Raw genomic sequence first — 23,998 nt, forward strand, 5'->3', positions numbered from 1 at the left:
GCGTGACAGACCCGGTTGCGCCTACTCCTGAACCTGCACGCCTCGTCGTGCTGGTGTCCGGATCGGGATCGAATCTGCAGGCCCTGCTGGACGCCTGCGCCGACCCTGCGTACGGCGCTCGCGTCGTCGGCGTCGGCGCCGACCGGGACGGGATCGCCGGGCTGGACCGGGCCGCGACCGCCGGTGTGCCGACGTTCGTGCACAAGGTCAAGGACTACGCCGAGCGGGTCGAGTGGGACCGGGCGCTGACCACGTCGGTGTCCGAGCACAAGCCTGATCTGGTCGTGTCCGCCGGCTTCCTGAAGCTGGTCGGCGACGACTTCCTGGCCGCGTTCGGCGACCGGTACATCAACACCCACAACGCGCTGCTGCCCGCGTTCCCCGGCATCCACGGGCCGCGGGACGCGCTCGAGTACGGCGTGAAGGTGGCCGGCGCGACGCTGTTCTTCGTGGACGGCGGCGTCGACACCGGGCCGATCATCGCGCAGGTCGTCGTGCCGGTCGAGGACGACGACACCGAAGACACCCTGACCGAGCGGATCAAGGAGGTCGAGCGCCGCCAGTTGGTGGAGTGGGTCGGCCGGCTGGTCCGCGAGGGCTGGACCATCACCGGACGAAAGGTTCGACTGAAGTGAGCACCGACCGCAGGCCGATCCGCCGGGCGCTGATCAGCGTCTACGACAAGACCGGTCTGGAGGAGCTCGCGACAGCACTGTCCGCGGCCGGCGTCCAGCTGGTGTCGACCGGTTCCACCGCGGCCCGGATCGCGGCGGCCGGCGTACCGGTGACCAAGGTCGAGGAGCTGACCGGGTTCCCGGAGTGCCTGGACGGGCGGGTCAAGACGCTGCACCCGAAGGTGCACGCGGGGCTGCTCGCCGACGTACGCAAGAACGAGCACGTCGAGCAGTTGGCAGAGATGCGGGTCGAGCCGTTCGACCTGCTGGTGAGCAACCTGTACCCGTTCACCGAGACCGTTGCGTCCGGTGCGTCGACGGACGAGTGCATCGAGCAGATCGACATCGGCGGCCCGTCGATGGTCCGCGGTGCGGCCAAGAACCACGCCAACGTCGCCGTCGTCGTCTCGCCATCCCGCTACCCGGAGATCGTTGCGGCGTTGGCCGCCGGTGGATTCAGCCTGGAGGAGCGGCAGCGGCTGGCCGTGGACGCCTTTGTGCACACGGCGTCGTACGACGTGGCCGTCGCTTCCTGGATGGGCAGTGCGCTCACCGACACGTCCGACGGCAGCGGGTTCCCGGCCTGGGCCGGTGCGACCTGGGAGAAGGCGGCGGTACTGCGGTACGGCGAGAACCCGCATCAGCCCGCGGCGCTGTACACCAACGGTCGTGGCGGTCTCGCGTCTGCGGAGCAGTTGCACGGCAAGGAGATGTCGTACAACAACTACGTCGATGCCGACGCGGCCCGGCGTACCGCGTATGACTTCAGTGAGCCGGCCGTCGCGATCATCAAGCACGCGAACCCGTGCGGCATCGCGGTCGGCAAGGACATCGCCGAGGCACACCGTCGCGCCCACGAGTGCGACCCAGTCTCGGCGTACGGCGGTGTGATCGCGACCAACCGGCCCGTCTCGGTGGACCTGGCCAAGCAGGTCGCGGAGATCTTCACCGAGGTGCTGGTCGCGCCGGCCTATGAGGACGGCGCTGTCGAGATCCTTCAGGGTAAGAAGAACATCCGGCTGCTGGTCGCGGCCGCACCGACCGACGGCGATGCGGTTGAGATGCGCGGGGTCAGCGGTGGGTTGCTGATGCAGCATGTCGATCGCTTCCAGGCTCCTGGCGACGATCCGTCCGCGTGGACGCTGGCGGCCGGTTCCCCGGCCTCGCCCGAGGTGCTGGCCGACCTTGCGTTTGCGTGGAAGGCGTGCCGCGCGGTCAAGTCCAACGCGATCCTGCTCGCCTCCGACGGCGCCTCGGTCGGTGTCGGCATGGGCCAGGTCAACCGCGTCGACTCCTGCCGCCTCGCCGTCTCCCGCGCGGGTGAGCGCGCCGCCGGCTCCGTGGCTGCCTCCGACGCCTTCTTCCCCTTCCCTGACGGACTAGAGGTCCTGATCGAGGGTGGCGTCAAAGCCGTAGTCCAGCCCGGCGGCTCCATCCGCGACGAAGCCGCCATCGAAGCCGCGGAGAAGGCCGGCATCACCATGTACTTCACCGGAACCCGCCACTTCTTCCACTGAGCCCAGGCAGCTGACGGCTTCAGACCGCGGACACCAAGTGGGGTCCGGGGACAGGAAATAACCTGTCGCCGGACCCCACTTCCTGTCCGAGACACCCGCTGCTGGTGCGCTCTTGCCTTACCTGTTGAGGTCGTGGCGGAACATCACTTGGTGGCCGTCGGCGCGGGTGGTGCCGTCGGCGTACCAAACTGTTGATTCGTAGAAGCGTTGGCCCTGGGGGTAGTTGGCGAGAGTCCACAGGACGGCTTGCTGGTAGGCCGCGAGCGCGTCGAGTGCGGTGTGCATGAGGTTGGTGCCGAGGCCGGTGCGCCAGTGGGCCGGGTCGACGGCGATCGTGTCGAGCTCGCCCAGCTGGGGATCGACCGGATCGCGGCTGGGCCCGATGCCGACCAGCCCAGCGATGGAGCCGTCGGCTTCGGCGACCCACCAACTGGTGCGGTCGTTGGCCAGATCGGTTGCCCAGCGTTGGATCCTGGCGTCGTCGGCCTCGATCGGTGGCATCAGGCCGGTGAAGCCTGCGTTCCAGGAGTCGACATAGATCTCGACGACCCGCGGTGCGTCCTCGGCTGTGGCTGCACGGATCTGAACGGTCACGGCGTCAGTCTGCTACACCTGGAATGGCTGGGAGTCGACCAGGGCCAACCCAGGTTCGGGGCCCAGATACCTCAGGGTCGGGTGTTGACGGCTGTTCTGGTTGCTGACGCGTTTCGTTGCGGCCATGAACCACGAGCGGTACGTGGTTTCGGGTCGTGGGTCCCACGTTTGTTCCAGGGCACGGCTGAGCAAGCCGCGTCGTTGGTGTGCGGGACCGGTTTCCTGGGCCGTCTCCGCGCTCAGGGATGCGGAGACCGCCAGCCGGGACGGGCCGGCGCCGGTGAGCACCTGGTAGAACAGCGGCTCGGGGCGGGCCAATCCGAGGACCAGCGTGTCCGATCCACAGGTGTCCGCGACCGAGACGATGCGCGCACCGGTCGGGCATTTCGACCAGAGTTCCTGGAAGAAGTCGTCCAGCAGCGGGCCGTCCGAGCACGCGAAGACCTCGTCCTTCAGATCCTGTTCCGGGATCGGGTCGCGGTCACGGACCTGGAACCCGTGACCGCAGAGAACGAGGATCATCAAGTCGTCGGGTTGCAGTTGGCTGACGACGCTGGTGAGCCGGTCCTTGATGACGGCGACCCTGGTGTCGTACTCCGTCACCCATTCGCGAACGGTCAGGGACTGCGCAGGGATCACACCGGGCAGGAACCCCCTGTACCAGGCGATGTCGTTCAGCACACCCTGCAACGACGCGAAGGAATACCGGTCGCCGTCGTACCTGAAGGCCTGCGGCGCGGGTACGCCGATGAGGACCACGACCGCCTTCGGCATGACGACTCAGCCGGTCGGCGAGGCGGACGGGGTGGCGGGCGCCGACGGATTGACCTGCGGATCCGCGCCGGACTCGGCACCGGCCAGCCGGATCGCGATGCCCGAAGCGACGACGAGAATCGCGACACCCGCGGCCAGCACCGCGATCGTGCCGCGCAGGCCCTTGGCCTTGTCGAGGACCTCGGCGACGCCGTCGAGAGCGCCACGCTCGGCGATGGCCTGCTGTGCACGGAGACGTCCACGGGTCTCCAGCGCCGCCAGCCAGAGGCCGCCGAAGATGAGGATCGCGCCGATCACCACCAGGACGAGAGCCAGTATCCCGGAGAACCGCTGCGCCCAGGTGCCGGTGACCTGCTGGTTGTCCCCGACGATCGAGATCGTCCCCGGAAGGTCTATGTCGAGCAGCAGGTACACCAGCAGGCCGCCTGTCAGGACGGCGGCCAGACCTGCCGCGATGCCGCTGATCAGCGCGAACTTCGGGTCGTACTCACCGGGCGCGACCTCCGCCACCGTGTTGTCAGGTTTCGGCTGCTCCTCGGCGGCACGCTCCGTCAGACTGACCGCTGCCGAGGTGAGTGTGGAGCCGTTGACCGTGGCAATCACCTGATACTCGCCCCAGGAGTCTTCGGCCGCGCTGAAGACGTACGGGTTGGGTGTTCCGGCCGCCAGGGCCGCGCCGTCACGGTTCCACTCGAACCTCGCTGGATTGGCTGGATCGACAGGATCCACGCCGGCAGTCAGCGTGACCTCGGTCCCGGACGGGACCTGCAGGATCATCTGACCGGACTCTGTCGTCTCCGCGGCCGAACCGCCACCTTCAGCCGACAACTTCACCTGTGCAGTCATCGCGGCCCCCCGCCCCCTGATGAAATCGATCCCCCGAACGATGCCGTGATGGTGACACGCAGTTACGACATTGTCCACAGTCCGCCGCAGGGCGATATCTCTTTGCGACCTGCGAGGAGCTCGGAAGGCTGGCCGGGATGAGTCCTCCCGGACCCGACGACTTCAAGCAATTGCTCGGTGCGGCGTTGGCTGCGCCCGCGTCGCACTGGCGATTTCCGTTTCGGGCGGTTGTTGACGGCGGCAACTGAGTCTTATGCGCCCAAGGTGCCGGTGGCCGCCAGAACCCTTTGCACCGTTGGGGATTCGGGTAGTGCAGGTGGAAGGTGGCACCTCTGCTATGCGTGGGGCGCGCGCCGGCAAACCCTTCAGTTGGGGACGATGAGGCCCAGGGCGGCGATGGCGGCGCCGGCGGCGATCAGGAAGGCGGTGTCGAACATGCGGCCGCGGACGTGGAGGAGGCCGGCGGCCGTGTCGGAGAGGGTGGCGCGGAGCAGGCCGGCCAGGACGACGCTGCCGGCGAAGATCAGTACGCCGTTGCGCCAGTCGTAGAAGGTGAGGATGACCAGGCCGGTCGCGGCGACCAGGAGCGAGAGCACCAACGGCCATTCGCTGCTGCGCTGAGCCTCGCCTGCCATCAGCACGTCACGCTCTTCTCGTTCTGTCCCGGCCGGGTCACTGCGCCAGGCTCGCTTCGGCGGCCTCGACCACGTTGGTCAGCAGCATCGCCCGGGTCATCGGGCCGATCCCGCCCGGCATCGGCGCGATCCACGAAGCCTGCTCGCGGGCGGCGGCCTCGATGTCGCCGACGATCTTGCCCTCGGCGTTGCGGCTGGTGCCGACGTCCAGCAGGACGGCGCCCGGCTTCACCATGTCCGCGGTGATCAGCCCGGCCGACCCGGCGGCGGCGATCACGATGTCGCCGGTGCGTACGACGGACGCCAGGTCGGTGGTGCCGGTGTGACACTGGGTCACGGTGGCGTTCTCGCTCCGGCGGGTGAACAGCAGACCCATCGGGCGGCCGGCGGTCACGCCCCGGCCGATGACGACCACGTGCGCGCCCGCGATCGGAACGTCGTACCGGCGGAGGAGCTCGACACAGCCCTTCGGGGTGCACGGCAGCGGGCCATCCTGGCCGAGGACGAGCTTGCCGAGGCTGACCGGGTGCAGGCCGTCGGCGTCCTTGGCCGGGTCGATCAGGCCGAGGATCGTGTTCGTGTCGACGTGCTTGGGCAGCGGGAGCTGGACGATGAAGCCGGTGCAGTCCGGGTTCTCGTTCAGCTCGCGGACCTTCGCGGCGATCTCTTCCTGGGTCGCGGTGTCCGGCAGTTCGACCTGGATCGACGCGATCCCGACCGCCGCACAGTCGCGGTGCTTGCCGGCCACGTACGCCCGGCTGCCCGGGTCGTCCCCGACCAGGATCGTGCCGAGCCCGGGCACCACGCCCTGCTCGGCCAGCTTCGCGACCCGGACCTTCAGCTCGTCCTTGATCGCCGCCGCGGTGGCCTTGCCGTCCAGAATCTGCGCCGTCACAAAGCAGGAGTCTGCCATGCGGACCGCCAGGCCATCACAACTGCCACCCAGCGCCGAGCTCACGTGCGCGCCCCGCCGCGCCACGTGATTGTGATGGCGTGGCGGTCCGGGAATCCACCAGGCCTTGCCGCGGTTCAGCCAGATAGTTTATTCTTGAACTACTGAGCAGCGAGGAGACCACCATGCCCGCCGTGACCGTCAGCGACATCACTGTGCTGCCCCGCGTCCACCAGCCGGATCCGGCCGTCGCGCACGAGCGGGCGGTGAAGTCGGTGACGTCCGCGCCGAGCGGCTTCGAGGGGGAGGGATTCCCGGTACGGCGTGCGTTCGCCGGCGTGGACCTCCGCGACCTGGACCCGTTCATCCACATGGACCAGATGGGTGAGGTCGAGTACGCGCCGGGCGAGCCGAAGGGTACGCCGTGGCACCCGCACCGAGGCTTCGAAACCGTCACCTACATGCTCGACGGGATCATGGAGCACCAGGACTCCAACGGCGGCGGCGGTGTCATCTCGAACGGCGACACCCAGTGGATGACCGCGGGCAGCGGGCTGCTGCACATCGAGACGCCGCCGGAGCATCTGGTGCTGAGCGGCGGCTTGTTCCATGGCATCCAGCTGTGGGTGAACCTGCCGAAGGTGCAGAAGTGGGCGCCCCCGCGCTACCAGGACATCCGCGGCGGTGACGCTGCCCTGCTGTCCACGGAGGACGGCGGCGCGCTGATCCGGGTGATCGCGGGCTCGGTCGACGGCCATGACGGTCCTGGCTCGACCCACACACCGATCACGTTGGTCCACGCGACCGTGAGCCCGGGCGCCGAACTGGTGCTGCCGTGGCAGCCGGACTACAACGCGCTCGTCTACGTGCTGGCCGGTCAAGGAACGGTCGGCGCCGAGCACCGCCCGTTCCGCAAGGGCCAGTTGGCGGTCTTCGGCCCAGGTGACACGATCCGCACCGCGGCGAGTACGACGCAGCCGCAGGCGGAGCCGAACCTGGACGTCCTGATCATCGGCGGCCGCCCGATCCGCGAGCCGATCGCGATGGCCGGGCCGTTCGTGATGAACACCCGCGCCGAGGTCGTCCAGGCCTTCGAGGACTTCCAGGCCGGCAAGCTCGGCTCGATCCCCGCCGTGCACGGCGCTCCGACCGAACTGCGCAGTACCGAGTAGCGTTGCCCTGGACAACCTGAAACCCCGGTTCTACCTTCAAATGAAGGGGAAACGGGGATTTCAGGGGGCATCATGTCGCGTTTCCGGAAACTTGCGCTGATTGTGTCCGCGGTGGCACTGACCGTCGCCGCCGGCGCACCCTTCCCGGCCTCGATCCCGTTGCCGAAGGACTTCCAGCCGGAGGGCATCGCCACCGGGCCCGGGGCAACGTTCTACGCCGGATCGCTCACCACGGGTGACATCTTCCGGGGCAGCCTGCGGACCGGCAAGGGTGCGATCTTCGTTGACGCGCCGCCGGGCCGCTCGGCCTCCGGGATGAAGGTCGAACGAGACGCGAAACGGCTGTGGGTGGCCGGCGGCGCGACCGGACATGCGTACGTGTACAGCACCCGCAGCGGCTCGACGGTCAAGGATCTGGTGCTCGCCACCGGCGACAGCCTGATCAACGACGTCACGGTGACCGAGCACGCGGCATACTTCACCGACACGTTCGCTCCAGTGATCTACAAGGTGCCGATCGGCCACCACGGCCGGATCGGCACGCCGCAGACGATTCCGCTCAGTGGGCCTGCCGCCGTGATGGGGGTGTTCCCCAATCTGAACGGGATCGACGCGCCCCGGAGCGGGAAGTGGCTGATCCTCGGGCACTCGTCCCGCGGCGAGCTGTACCTGGTGAACCCGCGGACCGGTGCCAGCCGGACGATCGCGATCACCGGCGGCACCATCACCCCCGGTACACCAGACGGGATCCTGCTCGACGGCCGGACGCTGTGGGTGGTGGAGAACTTCGCTGAGCGGCTGGTCAAGATCAGGCTCAGTGGGGACCTGACCAGTGGCCGGATCACCGAGACCTTCACCAGCAAGCTGTTCCGCATCCCCACCACCGTGGCCAAGTCCGGCGACCGGCTCGCGCTCGTGAACGCCCGCTTCGATCTCGGCTTCCCACCGCCGTTCGGGCCGGGAGCACCAGCAGGCACCGACTTCGACGTGGTGCAGATCAACAAGCCCTGAGGTCAGCCCTCCGGGTAGAACAGGAACAGGGTGCAGCCCTTTTCCGACTGCGGCACATGGGACGACCCGGCCGGGGCGTGGATGAACGAACCGGCTGGGTAGTCGCGGGTCCCGTCGTTGAACACACCATCGACGACGTAGACCTCCTCCGGTCCCGGGTCGTGTACGTCGATGCCCTCCCAGCAGGAGCCTGGGTCCATCCGGAGCACGTGCGCCGAGGCGACGCCGTTGGTCCACAACGATCGCAGGGTGATTCCGGGGAACAGTTCACGGACCGGCGCGTCGTCGGCCGACGCCCACTCGTAGTTCTGCATACCTACGATCCTGAGATATCCACAGAGATATCCCCAGTGTCTGGATAGTCTCGTTCAGGTACTTTTCTGTCATGAGTCCGCATCGGGTCGTCGCGCTGGTGTCCGCACCGCAGGGGAGCTTCGAGCTGGGCTGCGCGGCCGTGGTGTTCGGCAACGACCGGTACCGGTTCAGCGTGTGTGCCGAGCGGCCTGGCGCGGTCCGGACGCTGGGAGGGTTCGACCTGCTGGTGACGTCCGGGTTGCGGGCGCTGGACCGGGCCGACACGATCGTCGTTCCGGGCTGGCTGCCGGTCGGCCGGATGCCGTCCGACGCGGTGCTGCGCGCCTTGCGGCGGGCCCATCGACGTGGTGCCAGGCTGGTGAGCATCTGCTCGGGTGCGTTCGCGTTGGCGGCGACCGGTCTGCTCGACGGTCGCCGCATCACCACGCATTGGCGGCAATGCGACGTACTGCAGCAGCAGTTCCCTGCGGTCCAGGTGGATCCGGACGTGCTCTACATCGACCACGGTGACATCGCGACGAGCGCCGGCTCCGGCACCGGGATCGATCTGTGTCTTCATCTCGTCCGCAACGACCACGGCGCCGCGTACGCCGCTCAGATCGCGCGGACGATGGTGATGCCGCCGCACCGGGAGGGCGGCCAGGTCCAGTACCGGACCGACGACCGCCCACAGTCTCCCGATGCGTTGGGTGCCCTGCTGGACTGGGCGACCGAGCGACTCGCCGAGCCGATCACCGTGGACGACCTGGCCGCGCAGTTGAACGTGTCACCGCGGACACTCGCCCGACGCTTCGCGGTCGAGCTCGGAGTCGCTCCGGGGCAGTGGCTACTGGCGCAACGGATCGCCCGGACCCGTGCCTTGCTGGAGGAAACCGACCTCCCGATCGAGACGATCGCGACCCGCGTCGGCCTTTCGTCGGCAACCAACCTGCGCCGCCGCTTCCACACGGCCGTCCGCACGACGCCCAGTGCCTACCGCCGGGCCTTCCGAGCTCAGAAGTCCCCGGAGTTGTCGAGATCGATGTAGTAGCGGATCCGTGGGTCGTCCGGTTCGCCGCCGTACGCCTCGACGAAACGCCGAGCCGCGGGAGGACCGCCATACTGCGGATTGAGCTCGCCGGACAGACTCTTGTACATCAACGCCAGGTCGACGTAGCGGTCACCGGAGCCGAGCCGGCTGAGGTCGAGGATGCCGGTGAAGCGCAGCGTCTCAGGGTCGATGAAGACGTTCGGCGCCGCGTAGTCGCCGTGGGTGACCACCTCCCGCTCACCCGGGAACGGCGACAGGAACGGGCAGTCGGTCAGCTCATGCAGCGCACGAAGGCCGTCCGCGATCGCGGTAAGGACGGCCGGCCGGTCGCGGGCCGGCCACGGCTGGGACGCGTCCCGACCGGGCAGCTCGCTGGTCAGCAGCCAGTTGTTGCCTCGGTCAACGACTGTCGGACAGGGGAAGCCGGTCGTGCCGAGCCAGGCCAACCGGTCGGCCTCGTCGTCGCTGCCCGGACCTGCCTTGTAGAACAGGCGTTCCCGGCCTCGGTCGAGTCGTACGACCGTAGCCTCGGAGTTGCCGAGGTGGATCGGTTCGGCGCCGACCGCGCCGAACCGATCCACGAGGGAGTTCAGATCCACTCAGCGAAGATTACGGTGCAACGCCGAGATCAGCTCCCCATTTCCGGTGTCGCCGTCGAGCGACCAGATCATCGCGCCACCCAGATCGCGCTTCGAGATGTACTGCGCCTTGCGCTTCATCTCCACCGGGTCGTCCCAGGTCCAGAACGTCGTACCGTCGAAGATCCAGGCGAAACCGGCCTTGTTGTCGCGGTAGACGGTGTAGTTGGACAGCTGTGCCTTGAGATAGCGGTAGTCGTCCGTACCGGGCTCGAACGTGCCCGGTGCGGCGCCCGTCGAGGGCTGGAAGAGACCGTGGTTCTGATCGGTCACGCCGGTCCAGCCGTGGGAGTAGAACGGCACGCCCATGACCAGTTGGCTCCGGGGTGCGCCCCGGGCCAGATAGGCGTCGATCGTCACCTGCGAGCTGAACTCCGGTGTCGTCGGGTCACCCGTCGGTCCGTCGATCGCGGACTGCTGGTTCGTCAGCTGCTCCCACGGGCCGTGGTAGTCGTACCCCTGCGTCGTACCGAAGGTCAGGTCCTTGAACAGCTTGCGGACCTCGAACCCGTTGTCGATCATCGCCGGATTCGCCGGCAGGAACGCGGTCAGGTTGTAGCGGCCCTTGAACGGCCAGGACAACTGGTCGAGTTGCGTGCGGTACTCGTGGACCAGGGCGGTGAAGTTCTGCTTGTCCTCGGGCCGGATCACGTTGCCCGGGTTGCCTTCGCTGCCGGGCCACTCCCAGTCGAGATCGATCCCGTCGAAGACACCCTTGGCGGCACCCGCGGGCAGGCCGGGCAGGTTGCCCTTCAGCCACATGTCCACACAGGACTTCACATGCGCGGCCCGCGAGGCCGGCGTGAGTGCGGCGTCGGAGAAGTACTTCGAGCCGGTCCAGCCGCCGAGCGAGATGCTGATCCGCAGCTTCGGGTACTGCTTCTTGAGTTTCCTGAACTGGTTGAGGTTGCCGTTGAGCACCTGCCCCGGCTCGTCGGCCTTGCCGTCGACGCTCTGCTCGGCGCTGAACGGCCGCTGGTAGTCGGCCCACGCGTCGCTGCTCAGGCAGTTCCCGGCAGCGTCGACGAACCCGAACGCGTAGTTGATCTGGGTCAGCCGCGCGGCCGACCCGTTCTTGACCAGATCGCTGACCAGGAAGTTCCGGTCGTACCCGCTCCAGTTGGTGTAGTAGCCCACCACCCGCTTGCTGTCGTGCGCCTCGGCCGGTACGGCGGCAATGCCCGCCATCCCGACCCCGGCCGCGACCAGCAACGCCACACTCCGACGTCTCATTCGACTCCCCACCTGGCGGTTCGAGGGACAAAGTGCGCTCACAGTAGGACTGTTCCGACGATTTACACAATGTCTCTACCAAAAAATCTCTGACCTAGAATTCGCGGATGATCAGACCCGCGACGGACGGCGACGCGGACGCGGTCACGACGATTGTGAAGACCGCGTTCGAGGGCTACATCCCGCGGATGGGCGTGGCCCCGATCCCGATGGTGATGGACTACCGCGCGGCCATCGCGGCCGGGAAGGTCTGGGTGGCCGGAGAGCCGATCGCGGGCCTCGTGGTGCTGGAGGACGAACCGGACTCGCTGCTGCTGGACGTGCTCGCCGTCTCGCCCGACGCCCAGGGCCGCGGCATCGGCGCCGCCCTGCTGGCCTTCACCGAGTCCGAGGCGAGGGCTCGCGGCTTCGACCGGATCACCCTCTACACCAACGCCGCGATGACCGAGAACCTCGCCTACTACCCGCGCCACGGGTACGTCGAAACCGGCCGCGAGACCGTCGAGGACCGGCACCGCGTCTTCTTCCGCAAGGACCTCACGTAGGGTCGCCGGCATGACGGACGTGCGTGTGGATCTGGCGCCTACGGGTGCGTTGCGGGCTTCGATCAACCTGGGCAACCCGGTGCTGGCACAGGGGACTCCCGAGCAGCCGGGTGGGGTCACGGTGGACATCGCCCGGGAGATCGGGCGGCGGCTCGAGGTACCAGTGGAGCTCGTGTGTTTCGACGCCGCGCGGAAGTCGTTCGAGGCGATGGCGACCGGCCAGGCGGACATCTGCTTTCTCGCCGTCGATCCCGCGCGGGCCACGGAGGTCGCGTTCACCGCGCCGTACGTCGTCATCGACGGCGTCTTCGCCGTACCGCGAGACTCTGCCCTCACGACCGTCGACGAGGTGGACAGCCCGGGGGTCCGCATCGGCGTGAAGCAGGGGTCGGCGTACGACCTCTACCTCACCCGGGAGTTGCGGAACGCAACCGTCGTCCGCGGCAACGAAGGTGTTGACGTGTTCCTCGCCGAAGGCCTCGAGGCCGCGGCCGGGATCCGGCAGCCGATCGCCAGGTTCGTTGCCGCCACCCCCGAGGTGCGGCTGATCGACCACCGATTCATGGAGATCCGGCAGGCCGTCGGTACCACGAAGGACCGCCGTCCGGAGACCGTTGCCTTCCTCCACGACCTGGTCGAGGAGCTCAAGGCGAACGGATTCGTTGCCGACTCCCTCCTTCGGTCCGGGCAGCCCGACGCCTCGGTCGCTCCGCCCGCCTGACGCTCGGTGCCCGATGACGCACGAAGGCCCCCGGGAAAACCCGGGGGCCTTCGTCCGTGCGGAGGATCAGCCCAGCAGGTTGAGTGCCTGGACCGCGTCGCGCTCTTCGGCCAGCTCGGCGGTGCTGGCGTCGATCCGGGCGCGGGAGAAGTCGTTGATCTCCAGGCCCTGGACGATCTCCCAGTTGCCGTCCTTGGTGGTCACCGGGAACGAGGAGATCAGGCCCTCGGGGACGCCGTACGAACCGTCGGACACGACCGCCATCGACAACCAGTCGCCGTCGGCCGAGCCGCGCAGCCAGTCGCGGGTGTGGTCGATGGTGGCGGCCGCCGCCGACGCCGCCGAGGACGCGCCCCGGGCCTCGATGATCGCCGCGCCGCGCTTCTGCACGGTCGGGATGAAGTCGCTCTCCAGCCAGGTCTGGTCGTTGACCACCTCGGCCGCGTTCTTGCCGGCCACCTCCGCGTGGAAGATGTCCGGGTACTGGGTCGCCGAGTGGTTGCCCCAGATCGTCATCTTCTTCAGGTCGGTGACGTGGACGCCGGCCTTCTTCGCCAGCTGGGCCAGCGCGCGGTTGTGGTCCAGCCGGGTCAGCGCCGAGAACCGCTCGGCCGGGATGTCCGGCGCGTTGCTCTTCGCGATCAGCGCGTTGGTGTTGGCCGGGTTGCCGGTCACGCTGATCCGGATGTCGTCCGCGGCGTGGTCGTTCAGGGCCTTGCCCTGGACCGTGAAGATCGCGCCGTTGGCCTCCAGCAGGTCACCGCGCTCCATCCCCTTGGTCCGCGGTCGCGCGCCCACCAGCAGCGCGACGTTGACACCGTCGAAGACGACGTTCGGGTCGTCGCCGATCTCGATGCCGGCCAGGGTCGGGAACGCCGAGTCGTCGAGCTCCATCACCACACCCTCGAGCGCCTTCAGCGCCGGAGTGATCTCCAGCAGCCGCAGCTCGACCGGAGTGTCCGGCCCGAGCAGCGCGCCGCTCGCGATCCGGAACAGCAGGCTGTAGCCGATATTCCCGGCGGCTCCGGTAACGGCCACCTTCACCGGTGTAGTGCTCACGACACGCTCCTCGAACTGATTTGACTGTGTGCTTCGGACGCTAGCAAGCCGTGCGCCCCACTCCAACGCTGGGGCGTCGCCGACTTCCTCACATCTGTCTTCACCACCCCGACACCTGGCGTCCTCGGTGCGGCCCCCGCGATGTAGCTCCCCGACCTGAAGGTGTGTCCAATTCCTGACGTGTAAGGAGAAGCACATGAAGCGAACGGTGCTGCCCCGCCGATTCGTCCCTGTCGCCGCCTCGGCGCTCGCGGTGACCGCCGCGGTCCTGGTGCCCCAAGCGGTCCCGCAGTCGGCTCCGGCGGCCGACACCGCGGCTCAGTCGGCCGCCCACCACCACGACGATTTCGTCATCGTCGGGCACCGGGGTGCGTCCGGCTACCGCCCTGAGCACACGCTGGCGTCGTACGAGCTGGCCGCCCGGATGGGCGCCGACTACATCGAGCCCGACCTCGTCACGACCAAGGATCGCGTCCTCGTCGCCCGGCACGAGCCGGAGATCGGCGGTACGACGGACGTCGCGGCGCACCCGGAGTTCGTCGGCCGGAAGAAGACCAAGTTGCTCGACGGCGTCGCGGTGACCGGCTGGTTCACCGAGGACTTCACCCTCGCCGAGCTGCGGACGTTGCGGGCCAAGGAGCGGATTGCGGACGTCCGCCAGCACAACACGGTGTTCAACGGGCACTACCAGATCCCGACCTTCCAGGAGGTCATCGACCTGAGTCGCCGGCTGTCCAAGGAGCTCGGCCGCCCGGTCGGCATCTACCCCGAGACCAAGCACCCGACGTACTTCCAGCAGCAGGGCCTCCCGCTCGAGCCGGAGTTGGTCAAGATGCTGAACCGCAACGGCCTGAACCGCAAGGACGCCAAGGTGTTCGTGCAGTCCTTCGAGGTGTCCAACCTCCAGGCCTTGCACAAGCAGTTGCGGGTCCCGCTGGTCCAGCTCACCAGTTCGTCCGGGGCGCCGTACGACTTCGTCGCCGCGGGAGACAAACGCACGTACGCCGACGTCGTCAGCCGGGACGGCCTGCGTGAGGTGGCGACGTACGCCGACGGGCTCGGTCCGTCGAAGGACCAGTTGATCCCGCTGGGCGCGGCCGGCAAGCTCGGCAAACCGACCAGCCTGGTCGCGGACGCGCACCGCGCCGGTCTCGTCGTCCACCCGTACACCTTCCGGGTCGAGAACACCTTCCTGCCGGCCGAGTTCGACAGCTCCACAGTGGCCACCGACTCGGGCAATCTGTTCGGCGAGATCGCGGCGTACCGCCAGGCCGGGATCGACGGGCTGTTCACCGACAACACCGACATCGCGGTGGCGCAGGAGAAGGAAGCCCGGTAACTGAAAAGATGGGTGGGTGGAACGCAAGGTCGGATCCGGGACCGCGACCGTCGAGGCGGACGCCGATGGGACGTTCGTGCTGCGGGTCGACGGGTCGCTGCAGTCCCAGGTCGACCTTGCGGACCCCACCCACCTGTCGTTCGAGTACATGCGCCGGATCGGCGACGTGATCGACGCCGTCGCGCCACGGCGCCAGCCGGTCGCGGTCGTCCACATCGGTGGGGCGGCGCTGAGCCTGCCGAGGTACGTCGCGAGCACCCGGGCACGGTCGCGGCAGATCGTCCTCGAACCCGACGAGGACCTGACCGAGTTCGTCCGGGAGGCGCTGCCGCTGCCGAAGCGCTCCGGCATCAAGGTGCGCGCCGTCACCGGCCGGGCCGGGATCACCCAGTTGTACGACGATTCGATGGACCTGCTGATCCTGGACGCGTTCGAACGCGAGGCGGTGCCGGCGAACCTTGTCACCAGCGAGTTCTTCACCGAGTGTGCGCGGGTGCTGCGGCCGACCGGCGTACTGGTCGCGAACCTGATCGACGGCTCGGCCGGCCTGCCGTTCATCCGCCGGGTCGTGGCGACCGTCCGCGGGGTGCTCGGCGACGGCGTCGTCCTCGCCGAGCGGAAAGTCCTGCGTGGCAAGGGGTTCGGCAACGTCATCCTGGTCGCGTCACCACAGTCCGTGCCCGAGCTGACCGCGGCCGGCCGACGGGCTCAGCCGCCGTACGACGTGATGCCGCTGAGCGAACTGGCCGGGAAGGCGGCGCCGCTTGTCGACGCGGAAGGGTTCGTCACGCCGCCGGCACCGCCGGGGACCTTCCGGAGCTGATCCGGTCGACGGCCTGCGCGACCGCCGCCCGCTCGGCGGGCGTCGCGCCGATCGCCCGCACGAGGTGGTCGAGTCGATCGCGACCGGCCAGACGCGTGCCCTGCAGCCACCCCTGAATGGTGGTGCGCGGGATGCCGGTCAATCGAGCCAGAGTCCGCAGCGATCGTGGCCGGGCCAGCGTGGCGAGAGCGCCGCCCAGGTCTTCGAGCGTGGTGGCGAGCTGCAGCAGCCCGAGGACGTCCTGCGGATCGCGGCCCGCGGTCTCCCAGTGACGCCGCCACACGGGCATGAGGTCGGGTGGGACGCCACAGCCGGTCAGGAACGCGGCCGTCACCTCCCAGGTCGGCAGCTGCTTGCCGCCGGCCGCGCGAACCAGGTGCGCGTGTGAGTAGTGCGCTCGCTCGGCCAGTTCGCGGTACGTCAGCCCGGCATGTCGTCGTACCCGCTGCAGTGCCGCGGCGAAGGCTTCCACATCCTGCATTGCGACCTCCTCGCGATCAAACATAATCCAACATGAATGAACAGATCAAGTGACAGGAGTCAAGGTAGGCTTGGCCAATGTCCGTTGCGAAGGTCGCCGCTCTGGCCTACTACCCGGTGAAGGGTCTGTCCGGTGTGCCGGTGGAGCACGCCGAGGTGGGGCCGACCGGGCTCCGGCACGACCGGAACTTCATGCTGGTCGAGCCCGACGGCACGTTCCTGAGCCAGCGCAGCCTGCCCGCGATGGCGTCGCTGCGCGCCGAGATCCTCAGCGACGGTGACGCGCTCAGGTTGTCCGGCCCCGGCGTACCGGACGTGGAGGTCCAGGTCCGGTACGACGGCAAGCGGCGCGACGTCAGCCTGTTCGGCAAGTGGTTTGGGCAGGGCGTCGTCCAGGACCCGGCCGCGGACAGCTGGTTCACCGAACGGCTCGGCAGGCCGGCGGCGCTGGTCCGGGTCACGCCCGAGCACGAGCGGCCGGGCTGGGGTGTGCATCTGGGACAGACCGGGTTCGGCGACGCGCACGCGCTGATGATCACCTCGCTGTCGTCGCTCGACGGCCTGAACGAGCGGATCGTCGAGCGCGGCGGCGACGCGATCCCGATGAACCGCTTCCGCCCGAACGTCGTCGTGGCCGGCTGGCCCGAACCGCACACCGAGGACAAGGTGCTGCGGATGTCGGCCGGCTCGGTCGAGATCGGATACTCGGCCCGCTCGATCCGGTGCGCGGTTCCGACCGTGGACCAGGCGACCGGCGAGAAGCGCGGGCCGGAGCCGACCCGGACGCTGGCGACGTACCGGCGTCAGCCCGACTACGGCGGCGGCGTCAGCTTCGGCATGAAGGCCGCAGTACTTGCCGAGGGCACCCTTCACGTGGGTGATGAGATCTTGGTACACGAATGGATCCCGGCCGGGGCGGACCCGGCGCGGACCGAGCGGTAGCGTCCGAGACTCCACCCGACAGCGAGGGGGAGTCGTGCACCGGATCCTGTTGTTGCTGTTGGCACCTGCATGGTTGCTCGTCCCGGCGACTGCCGAGGTTCCGCGGACGCCGTCGTACCAGGTGGAGCTGACCAGCAACGCCGATGGCAGGACGTGGTCCGGGCGGGAGAGCGTCACCTTCACGAACACGTAGACGGATCCGATGGCCGAGATCTACCTGCGGCTGTGGGGCAACACCGGCGGGTGGGGCGCCGGCGATGGCGCGGCTGCTGACGACCTACGCGCGCGACCATTGGTTCGGGGTGTCCACTCCGGCCGATTTCAAGGCTGCCGCGCAGGCCGTCAGTTCGACCGACCTGACGTCGTTCTGGAGATCACACGCCGTCGGTTAGCGCCGTCGCGACGCCGTGATCCAGGACGCGCAGACGGTCGCTCAGTCCCGCGGCCGTGAACGCCGCCGTCACCTTGTCGGGGCCTTCGGAGAAGTGCGCCCAGCCCTCGGTGTGGACCGGGACGATGACCGCAGGGTCGAGGAGGTGCGCGGCCTCGACCGCGGCCTCCGTCGTCAGTGTCAGGGGTGCTCCGTCCAGGAGCGCCGTACGTGCTGCGCCGGCGAAGAGGACGGCGACGTCGAACGGGCCGAAGCGGTCGGCGATCTGCTTCACCAGATGCACCGAGGCGTTGTCGCCTGACACGTAGACGGTCGGCAGACCTTCGCCGCTGAGCACGAAGCCGGTGACGACTCCCATGACCGCCTCCGCGCCCTCAGGGCCGTGCAAGGCGGGTACGCCGGTCACCGTCAGCACGCCGCCGTCCGGTCGCTGCAGGTCGTACGAATCCCAGTTCGCCAGACCGTGGACGCCGGGGATCCGGGTGGCCGCACCCGGAGTCGACAGGACCGCGGGGATCGACGGCAGCAGCGCGCGGCCGGCGTTGTCCAGGTTGTCCTTGTGCTGGTCGTGCGACAGGAGGACGGCATCGATCGTCCCGAGCTCCGCGGCCGGCACCGCCGGACCGGTCAGCTTGGTCATCACCCGCCCGCCCGGCAGTTCGTAATCCTGGGGTTCGTCGAAGGCGGGATCGGTCAGCAGGTTCAACCCACCAAGGCTGATCAGGGCGGTCGGGCCGCCGATGTGCGTGATCTTCATACCTCGATCTTCCGGCGCGGCGGCGCCGTCCACCATTGGCCCGCGAGCCACAGTTCCTGAAGATCGGGCCATACTGGTTCCATGCGTACAGTCGCCGTCCTCGCGTACAACGGGATGAGCCCGTTCCATCTGTCCGTGCCCTGCCTGGTCCTCGGCGACCGCCAGGGTGCGCAGGGTCAGTACGACGTACTGGTCTGCGCCGAGGAGCCGGGGCAGCTGCGGACCAACGCGGGCTTCGGGATCACGGTCGAGTGCGGGCTCGAGGTGATGGATCGGGCGGATGTGGTGATCCTGCCGAGTTGGGATCCGGACCGCGATCCGTCCGCCGTACTGCTCGACTCCATCCGGCGGGCGCATGCGCGCGGTGCCACTGTGGTCGGGCTGTGCATCGGGGCGTTCCTGGTCGCCGCCAGCGGGATCGCGGACGGCCGGGAGATCGTGACGCATTGGCGATGGGCGGATCGACTGCAGGAGCGATACCCGGGCATCACGGTGCGCGCCGACGTGCTGTGGTCGGATCTGGGAGATCTGCTGACGTCCGCTGGGACGGCCGCGTCGCTCGATTGCTGCCTGCACCTGGTGCGCACCCACCACGGTGTCGAGTTGGCCGAGCGGTTGGCCCGGAGCATCGTGGTGGCGCCGCATCGCAGTGGTTCGCAGGCGCAGTACATCCCGGTCCCGGTGCCGCCGGATCCCGGCGATGACGTGATCGAGAGGGCGATGCTGTGGGCTCGCGCTCGGCTGGATCAGCCTTTGTCGCTGGATGAATGGGCGGGTGCGGTTGCGCTGTCGCGGCGTACCTTCACGCGGCAGTTCCGCGCGCGGACCGGTAGCTCGGGGCAGGCCTGGCTACTGCGGCAGCGGCTGGACCGGGCCAGGTTGTTGCTCGAGACCACCGATCACCCGGTCGAACGGATCGCGACCGACAGCGGCTTCGGCAGCAGCGCGGCCCTCCGCCACCACTTCCACACCATCCTCGGCACAACCCCCCAACGCCACCGCCAGGACTTCGCCGTCTGACCCCGCTCTTGGTGGGGAGGGTCAGAGGATGAGGAGGAGCATGTAGAGGGCGGGGGCGGCGAAGGTGATGAGGAGGATCCAGGCGATCATCCGGTGCCGGGGCTTGTCGCGATCCAGCGACGAGGCGAAGTAGAGGACGGCGCCTTCCTCGGTGTGCCGGCTCAGGCCCATCCGCCGTGCTTCCTCGGGCCGCGGATCCGGGCGCTCGTCCGCGAGCGCGTCCGGCGGGATTCCGAAGTGCGCGGGCCGGGCTGGGTCCAGATCATCACGTTCCCCGTACATCCGGCCTCCCGCAGGGTTGGTGGACCATGAGTCGTTCCTACATGGTCGCACCAACAACCTACGAAATCCGCGTGCGTCTTACGAGAAGTCAGCCACCCAGGCGTTCAGGGGGGTCTTGCCGGTGAGGCACAGGAAGCTGGTGCAGTGCGACGATGAGCCGTAGCCGACGCCCAGCGTCTTGTGACCGCAGTTCAGGATCGTCTTCGAGCTCTGCGACATCATCTGGTTGTAGGCGTCCTGGACGCTCCACCGATCGCCGCCTGCCGCGCTCATCGAGCCGTTGCTGTCGTTGACCGAACCCGACGCGGCGTTGTTCTCCGCGTCGTCCCGAGCGCCGCTGGTGATGTTGCTGTCGCGCTCGAGTGGCGCACAACCGTTGTTCTGGCGGGCGTTGTCGATCATGGTGAACAGCGCCAGTTCGTCCGAGGTCATGCTGCCGTCATCCGCCGGTGGTGGGGGCGGGTTCTGCGTTGCCGGGGGCTTGGACGGGGACGTGGTGGTCGGGCGGTCGTCGGGGGTGGCGCTGGGGTCCGTCGTCGTACGACCCTCGGTTGGGCTCGCGGTCGGGCGATCGGTGGTCGACGGCGTGGTGCTGGGAGTCGCCGATTCCGAGGGCGTGGGAGTCGCCGACGGCGGGACCGTCGGCGTTGCCGTCGGGGTCGGTGGTGCGACGACCGGCTTGGTCGTCGGCGTGATGTAGGTGTCGTCGGTCCGGGTGACGATCGGGATCGACGCGTCGGCCTGGTCGTTCTGCGGCTGGTGCAGCAGGATCCAGGAGATCGGGGTGATCACCAGGATCACGGACGCGACCGCGATCAACGAACGCCGTCCTCGGGCAGCCTTCCCGGCCGCCGCCGCACGAGCCGCACTCCGCGACCCGCCACCGGAACCACCGGCGCCGCCGAGACGACGCCCAGCGCCGGAACCACTCGCGTCGCGGTCCGCGGTCCGCTTGTTCCCCGCTCCGCTCCGAGCGCCGAGCTCAGCCCCCGTCGTACCAGCGCCAGACCCAGCGCCCACAGACTCGCCGGCCCCAAGCCGGCTCGTTGGGTCCGCAGTACCAGTAGCGCCACCAAGTCCGGTAGCCCCGGTCCGCGACCCACCGAGTCCGGTGGAGCCGGTCCGCGGGCTGGTTCCCAGGTGAGCGGTCCCGGTCGCGGTCAGCGTCCCGAACTCGTTCCCGATCCCGGTAGGACCCGCGGTCCGAGCCTCGTACTCCGACCCGCTCGTGCCGCCGCTCGGAGCGCTGTACTCCGACCCGCTCGTGCCGCTCCGGGCGCCGTACTCCGTCTCCGTCGGGCTGCCGGTTCGGCCGTACTCCGTCCCGGTCGTGCTGCTGCCCCAGGCGGTGGAGTCAGTGCCAGTTGTGTCGCTGGAACCGGTGGGCTTCGTGCCGGCCGAGTCCGCTCGGGAGGTGAAGTCCCAGGCAGATGCCGGGGTTCCGCCCGAGCGTCCTTCGTCGGGGTTGGTGAAGTCCCAGGCGGAGGCGGCCGTGCCGGCGGGTGGTTCCGAGGTGCGGGCGCCGGCTTGGGATGCGAAGTCCCACGCCGAGGCCGGAGTACCCGAGGCTTGTCCGCGGTCGCGGGACTCCGCCTGCGCGGCGAAGTCCCAGGCGGATGCGGCGGTCCCGGCCGTGCGTCCGCCGGACTCGGACGAGGTCCTGGGGGCTGCGACCCGGCGCGCGTTGTACTGCGGGGTGTCCGAGGACGCCGGCCGGCGGGCGCTACGTCGCGCTCCGCTCTCGGTCGATACCTCGTCCTCCGGCGCACCGGCCGTCGACTGGGTGACCCACGAAGGAGAGCCGCCGGCCGCGCGCGTGCCCGAGCCACTGAACCCCGGCTGTGACGACCCGAAGCCCGGCTCGGACGACCCGCCGAAGCCCGACTCGGGCGAGTTGAAGCCTGAGGAGCGCGGGGCGTACTGCGGGGTGGTGTCGGGGCCGGACCAGAGGGGTGCGTCGTCGGTCGGGCGTGGTGCGTACCGCGGTGGTTCTGGAGGGGCCGGCGGGTTGGTGTTCTCCGCCGGGGTGGACCGGTTGGGCCGGGCTGCTCGCGAGGAGGCGCGGGTCGCCTTCCTGCGTGGCTTGTACCGGCCGCTGCCGCCGGACTCGGACATTATGTCGTTGTTCCCTTCACTGTCGCCCCAAGACGTGCCTCGTCAGTCGTATCACCGGAGCCCCCCAGGACGGACCGGCGACCTGACAAGAACGGACCTACCCGCAGTGACCGGCCGTCAACCGGCCGGACATTGTGACCGTGAGACAACGTCTCCGCCACACTCTGTGTTTTCCGCACAATGACAGCCCTCAGCTCCGGCCGAAGTCCTGGACCCAGCTGCCCGGGCCCCAGTCGGACCGGACCTGACCGGAGTCGTAGCCGATGCCGATCGAGGTGAACCGGCAGTTCAGGATGTTCTTGCGGTGCCCGTCGCTCTGCATCCAGGCGGCGACCACCTTCTGTGCGGTGGAGTAGCCGGCGGCGATGTTCTCGCCCCAGCTGGAACCGCGGTACCCGGCGGCCGCCATCCGGTCGCCCGGATCCTGGCCGTCGGGGTTGGTGTGGTCCATGTAGTGCCGGCGGACCATGTCGGATGCGTGCCGACCGGCCGCCTTGACCAGTGCGCTGTCCAGCCGGAGCGGACCGCAGCCTTGCTGCTGCCGGATCTGGTTGGTCAGGTTCAGCACCTCACGCTCCTGCGAGCTGGGGCCGCCATCTCCGGACGGCGGCGGGTCGCCCGGGTCCGTGGTGACCGTGCTGGTCGGCGTACTGTGGCTGGGCCGCGGCTTCGGCCGGTCGCTGCCGTTCGTGGTCCGCGGTGGTGCCGGGGTCACCGTCACCGTCGTGACCGGGTCGGTCGGCGTGGTGAGACCGTCCGTGGGGGTGGCGCTCGGGGTGCCGCTGGTCTGCGGCGTGTCCGACGACGTCGTGGTCGACGCGGCCGCACCGAGGGTCGGCGGGAGAATGGTGGTCGCGCCGTTCGGCAGGGTCTTGGTCACGGTGATGCCCGGCGTCCCCGGCCGGGTGTCGTCGCCCGTGGAGTCCTGCCGGGTGTCCTCGGAGACGTTCAGAACCTTGGTCGCGTCCTCGACCGTGGAGGGGTCGCGTGACATCAGCCAGACCACCGGGCCGATCGCGAGCAGAACCGACAGGGCACTGACGGTCGGGCCGATCAGGCCGCGACTACGCCGGGGCGCACGTCGGGTTCCGCGGTGTCGCCGGGGGGGAGGCGAATCCGTCATGGGTGGGCGAGTCCTCTTCGTCTTTCGTCGTACCGAGTACTTCGTCGTTCCCCTCGGGGTCCAGCCAGGTCCCCCCTGGTGTCAGGCAGTGACCCTAACCGATCAGATAGGTCACCGTTACAGATCCGCGATCCCTCTTAACGATCCCTGAAGGTTGGCGGAAACCGATCTACCACCGGCTCGCCCACGGGCCGGTGGCAGCGATGTGAACGGCGCGGATCAGCCGCCGAAATCCTGTACCCAGGAGCCGTTCGACCAGTCCGGTTTGACCTGGCCGGAGTCGTATCCGACGCCGAGCCACTTGTAGGTGCAGTTGAGGATGTTCTCCTTGTGGCCGGGGCTGTTCATCCAGCCCTTCACCACGGCCGCGGCACTGGAGTAGCCGACGGCAATGTTCTCGGCCATCGCGCCGCCGCTGTAGCCGGCCGCCTTCATCCGGTCGAACGGACTACGGCCGTCCAGGCTGTCGTGCGCGAAGTAGTGCTTGTCGACCATGTCGGACGCATGCGCCTCGGCGGCCCGGGACAGCGCACTGTTCATCCGCAGCGGCCCGCAGCCGGCCTTCGCCCGCTCGTCGTTGGTGAGCGACAGCACCTGTGCCTCGGCAGTGCCCGATCCACCGGACGGCTTGGTCGTCGTCCTGGTTGGCCTCGGAGTAGAGGTGTGGCTCGGCTCCGGCGCCGGCTTCCGGGTGGCGTCGCGGCTGGGCTCCGTACTCCTCCGGGTCGGTGTCGGGCTCTTGGTCTTCGGCCGCGTCGGCGTCGCTTTCGGGGGTGTCGGCGTCGGACTCGGTGTGTACGCCGGAGTGCTCGGGCTGATCGGCGTCGACGAGGCGTCGTCGGTGATCGAGGGGATCGGCTGCTCCTGGCTGGTCGGCCTGCCCGAACCGGTGTCCCGCAGCACGAACCACCCGATGCCCGTCAGCAGGACCAGGGCGGAGAGAGACGCGAGGATGGGACCGGCCACTCCGCGACCAAGCGACCGTTTGTGGTTCGTCATGGTGTGCAGCCTTGCCCGCGGCAGTACGGCGTCACTCCCGCCCGAGCCGCACTTCACGAAGCTTTGACAAA

The 23,998-nt window shown here is 68.8% G+C and carries 28 protein-coding genes; 13 read left to right on the forward strand and 15 right to left on the reverse strand.

Annotation, left to right across the window (positions count from 1 at the left end; translation table 11 throughout):
• Positions 1-2: 2 nt before the first annotated feature.
• Positions 3-635, forward strand: coding sequence for a phosphoribosylglycinamide formyltransferase (gene purN, locus ACIBG5_RS12925; RefSeq protein ID WP_396391720.1), 633 nt, complete (start codon positions 3-5; stop codon positions 633-635).
• A complete protein-coding gene (gene purH, locus ACIBG5_RS12930; RefSeq protein ID WP_396391722.1) occupies positions 632-2,191 on the forward strand; it encodes a bifunctional phosphoribosylaminoimidazolecarboxamide formyltransferase/IMP cyclohydrolase in 1,560 nt (519 codons plus the stop codon). Before purN ends, purH begins: the two co-directional genes overlap by 4 nt.
• A 117-nt stretch (positions 2,192-2,308) precedes the next feature.
• On the opposite strand, the gene ACIBG5_RS12935 is transcribed toward purH, so the two are convergent.
• The 5 genes from ACIBG5_RS12935 to ACIBG5_RS12955 form a co-directional block, all read right to left on the reverse strand.
• Positions 2,309-2,785, reverse strand: coding sequence for a GNAT family N-acetyltransferase (locus tag ACIBG5_RS12935; RefSeq protein ID WP_396391723.1), 477 nt, complete (start codon positions 2,783-2,785; stop codon positions 2,309-2,311).
• Positions 2,786-2,797: 12 nt separating this feature from the next.
• The gene (locus tag ACIBG5_RS12940) at positions 2,798-3,559 is read right to left on the reverse strand and encodes a hypothetical protein (protein ID WP_396391724.1); all 762 of its coding nucleotides are present in this window, start codon (positions 3,557-3,559) and stop codon (positions 2,798-2,800) included.
• A gap of 6 nt (positions 3,560-3,565) precedes the next feature.
• Positions 3,566-4,405 carry a hypothetical protein gene (locus ACIBG5_RS12945; protein ID WP_396391725.1) on the reverse strand — a complete coding sequence of 280 codons (840 nt, stop codon included), beginning with the start codon at positions 4,403-4,405 and terminating at the stop codon, positions 3,566-3,568.
• Between the two features lie 365 nt (positions 4,406-4,770).
• Positions 4,771-5,040 carry a DUF3017 domain-containing protein gene (locus ACIBG5_RS12950; RefSeq protein WP_396392040.1) on the reverse strand — a complete coding sequence of 90 codons (270 nt, stop codon included), beginning with the start codon at positions 5,038-5,040 and terminating at the stop codon, positions 4,771-4,773.
• A gap of 37 nt (positions 5,041-5,077) precedes the next feature.
• Positions 5,078-5,935, reverse strand: a complete 858-nt coding sequence (locus ACIBG5_RS12955) for a bifunctional methylenetetrahydrofolate dehydrogenase/methenyltetrahydrofolate cyclohydrolase (protein WP_396391726.1) — start codon at positions 5,933-5,935, stop codon at positions 5,078-5,080.
• Between the two features lie 182 nt (positions 5,936-6,117).
• On the opposite strand from ACIBG5_RS12955, the gene ACIBG5_RS12960 reads away from it, so the two are divergent.
• Both ACIBG5_RS12960 and ACIBG5_RS12965 read left to right on the forward strand, forming a co-directional pair.
• Entirely contained in the window at positions 6,118-7,104 is a 987-nt protein-coding gene (locus ACIBG5_RS12960) for a pirin family protein (protein ID WP_360451363.1), read from the forward strand.
• 111 nt (positions 7,105-7,215) lie between these two features.
• On the forward strand, positions 7,216-8,115 hold the full coding sequence (locus ACIBG5_RS12965) for a hypothetical protein (RefSeq protein ID WP_396391727.1): 900 nt from the start codon (positions 7,216-7,218) through the stop codon (positions 8,113-8,115).
• A 2-nt stretch (positions 8,116-8,117) separates the two neighbouring features.
• On the opposite strand, the gene ACIBG5_RS12970 is transcribed toward ACIBG5_RS12965, so the two are convergent.
• Complete coding sequence (locus ACIBG5_RS12970) at positions 8,118-8,429, reverse strand: cupin domain-containing protein (RefSeq protein WP_396391728.1); 312 nt, start codon at positions 8,427-8,429, stop codon at positions 8,118-8,120.
• 71 nt (positions 8,430-8,500) lie between these two features.
• On the opposite strand from ACIBG5_RS12970, the gene ACIBG5_RS12975 reads away from it, so the two are divergent.
• Positions 8,501-9,457: a helix-turn-helix domain-containing protein gene (locus ACIBG5_RS12975; RefSeq protein WP_396391730.1), complete on the forward strand. Its 957-nt coding sequence runs from the start codon at positions 8,501-8,503 to the stop codon at positions 9,455-9,457.
• Here the strand turns inward: ACIBG5_RS12975 and ACIBG5_RS12980 are convergent.
• Positions 9,424-10,059, reverse strand: coding sequence for a phosphotransferase (locus tag ACIBG5_RS12980; RefSeq protein WP_396391731.1), 636 nt, complete (start codon positions 10,057-10,059; stop codon positions 9,424-9,426). The two genes, ACIBG5_RS12975 and ACIBG5_RS12980, sit on opposite strands and share 34 nt — an antisense overlap.
• Positions 10,060-11,331 carry a glycoside hydrolase family 18 protein gene (locus tag ACIBG5_RS12985; RefSeq protein WP_396391732.1) on the reverse strand — a complete coding sequence of 424 codons (1,272 nt, stop codon included), beginning with the start codon at positions 11,329-11,331 and terminating at the stop codon, positions 10,060-10,062. It abuts the gene before it with no gap.
• A gap of 107 nt (positions 11,332-11,438) precedes the next feature.
• Between ACIBG5_RS12985 and ACIBG5_RS12990 the strand changes: the two genes are divergently transcribed.
• Positions 11,439-11,876, forward strand: a complete 438-nt coding sequence (locus tag ACIBG5_RS12990) for a GNAT family N-acetyltransferase (RefSeq protein ID WP_396391733.1) — start codon at positions 11,439-11,441, stop codon at positions 11,874-11,876.
• Positions 11,877-11,886: 10 nt separating this feature from the next.
• Positions 11,887-12,597: a transporter substrate-binding domain-containing protein gene (locus ACIBG5_RS12995; RefSeq protein WP_396391734.1), complete on the forward strand. Its 711-nt coding sequence runs from the start codon at positions 11,887-11,889 to the stop codon at positions 12,595-12,597.
• Positions 12,598-12,663: 66 nt separating this feature from the next.
• Here the strand turns inward: ACIBG5_RS12995 and ACIBG5_RS13000 are convergent, their stop codons facing one another.
• Positions 12,664-13,656, reverse strand: a complete 993-nt coding sequence (locus tag ACIBG5_RS13000) for a malate dehydrogenase (RefSeq protein ID WP_396391735.1) — start codon at positions 13,654-13,656, stop codon at positions 12,664-12,666.
• A gap of 196 nt (positions 13,657-13,852) precedes the next feature.
• Between ACIBG5_RS13000 and ACIBG5_RS13005 the strand changes: the two genes are divergently transcribed.
• Both ACIBG5_RS13005 and ACIBG5_RS13010 read left to right on the forward strand, forming a co-directional pair.
• The gene (locus ACIBG5_RS13005; protein WP_396391736.1) at positions 13,853-14,995 is read left to right on the forward strand and encodes a glycerophosphodiester phosphodiesterase; all 1,143 of its coding nucleotides are present in this window, start codon (positions 13,853-13,855) and stop codon (positions 14,993-14,995) included.
• A 16-nt stretch (positions 14,996-15,011) separates the two neighbouring features.
• Positions 15,012-15,818 carry a spermidine synthase gene (locus ACIBG5_RS13010; protein WP_396391737.1) on the forward strand — a complete coding sequence of 269 codons (807 nt, stop codon included), beginning with the start codon at positions 15,012-15,014 and terminating at the stop codon, positions 15,816-15,818.
• Here the strand turns inward: ACIBG5_RS13010 and ACIBG5_RS13015 are convergent.
• Entirely contained in the window at positions 15,781-16,299 is a 519-nt protein-coding gene (locus tag ACIBG5_RS13015) for a helix-turn-helix transcriptional regulator (protein ID WP_396391738.1), read from the reverse strand. The genes ACIBG5_RS13010 and ACIBG5_RS13015 overlap by 38 nt on opposite strands.
• A gap of 77 nt (positions 16,300-16,376) precedes the next feature.
• Between ACIBG5_RS13015 and ACIBG5_RS13020 the strand changes: the two genes are divergently transcribed.
• Positions 16,377-17,240, forward strand: coding sequence for an MOSC N-terminal beta barrel domain-containing protein (locus ACIBG5_RS13020; protein WP_360451397.1), 864 nt, complete (start codon positions 16,377-16,379; stop codon positions 17,238-17,240).
• A 34-nt stretch (positions 17,241-17,274) separates the two neighbouring features.
• A complete protein-coding gene (locus tag ACIBG5_RS13025; protein ID WP_396391739.1) occupies positions 17,275-17,433 on the forward strand; it encodes a hypothetical protein in 159 nt (52 codons plus the stop codon).
• 181 nt (positions 17,434-17,614) lie between these two features.
• Here ACIBG5_RS13025 and ACIBG5_RS13030 read toward each other — a convergent pair whose 3' ends face one another.
• Entirely contained in the window at positions 17,615-18,388 is a 774-nt protein-coding gene (locus ACIBG5_RS13030) for an MBL fold metallo-hydrolase (RefSeq protein WP_396391740.1), read from the reverse strand.
• 81 nt (positions 18,389-18,469) lie between these two features.
• Between ACIBG5_RS13030 and ACIBG5_RS13035 the strand changes: the two genes are divergently transcribed.
• A complete protein-coding gene (locus ACIBG5_RS13035; protein WP_396391741.1) occupies positions 18,470-19,408 on the forward strand; it encodes a GlxA family transcriptional regulator in 939 nt (312 codons plus the stop codon).
• Positions 19,409-19,429: 21 nt separating this feature from the next.
• Here the strand turns inward: ACIBG5_RS13035 and ACIBG5_RS13040 are convergent, their stop codons facing one another.
• The 4 genes from ACIBG5_RS13040 to ACIBG5_RS13055 all read right to left on the reverse strand — a co-directional run bounded on the left by ACIBG5_RS13040 (position 19,430) and on the right by ACIBG5_RS13055 (position 23,522).
• Entirely contained in the window at positions 19,430-19,690 is a 261-nt protein-coding gene (locus tag ACIBG5_RS13040; protein WP_131352892.1) for a hypothetical protein, read from the reverse strand.
• Between the two features lie 78 nt (positions 19,691-19,768).
• Positions 19,769-21,805 (reverse strand): hypothetical protein, encoded by a 2,037-nt coding sequence (locus tag ACIBG5_RS13045; protein WP_396391742.1) that lies wholly within the window; start codon positions 21,803-21,805, stop codon positions 19,769-19,771.
• A 190-nt stretch (positions 21,806-21,995) separates the two neighbouring features.
• Positions 21,996-22,799 carry a CAP domain-containing protein gene (locus tag ACIBG5_RS13050; RefSeq protein ID WP_396391743.1) on the reverse strand — a complete coding sequence of 268 codons (804 nt, stop codon included), beginning with the start codon at positions 22,797-22,799 and terminating at the stop codon, positions 21,996-21,998.
• 348 nt (positions 22,800-23,147) lie between these two features.
• Positions 23,148-23,522 carry a CAP domain-containing protein gene (locus tag ACIBG5_RS13055; RefSeq protein WP_396391744.1) on the reverse strand — a complete coding sequence of 125 codons (375 nt, stop codon included), beginning with the start codon at positions 23,520-23,522 and terminating at the stop codon, positions 23,148-23,150.
• A 13-nt stretch (positions 23,523-23,535) separates the two neighbouring features.
• On the opposite strand from ACIBG5_RS13055, the gene ACIBG5_RS13060 reads away from it, so the two are divergent.
• On the forward strand, positions 23,536-23,994 hold the full coding sequence (locus ACIBG5_RS13060; protein WP_396391745.1) for a hypothetical protein: 459 nt from the start codon (positions 23,536-23,538) through the stop codon (positions 23,992-23,994).
• Positions 23,995-23,998: the final 4 nt, after the last annotated feature.

The organism is Kribbella sp. NPDC050241, from assembly GCF_044459685.1.
Taxonomy (GTDB): Bacteria; Actinomycetota; Actinomycetes; order Propionibacteriales; family Kribbellaceae; genus Kribbella.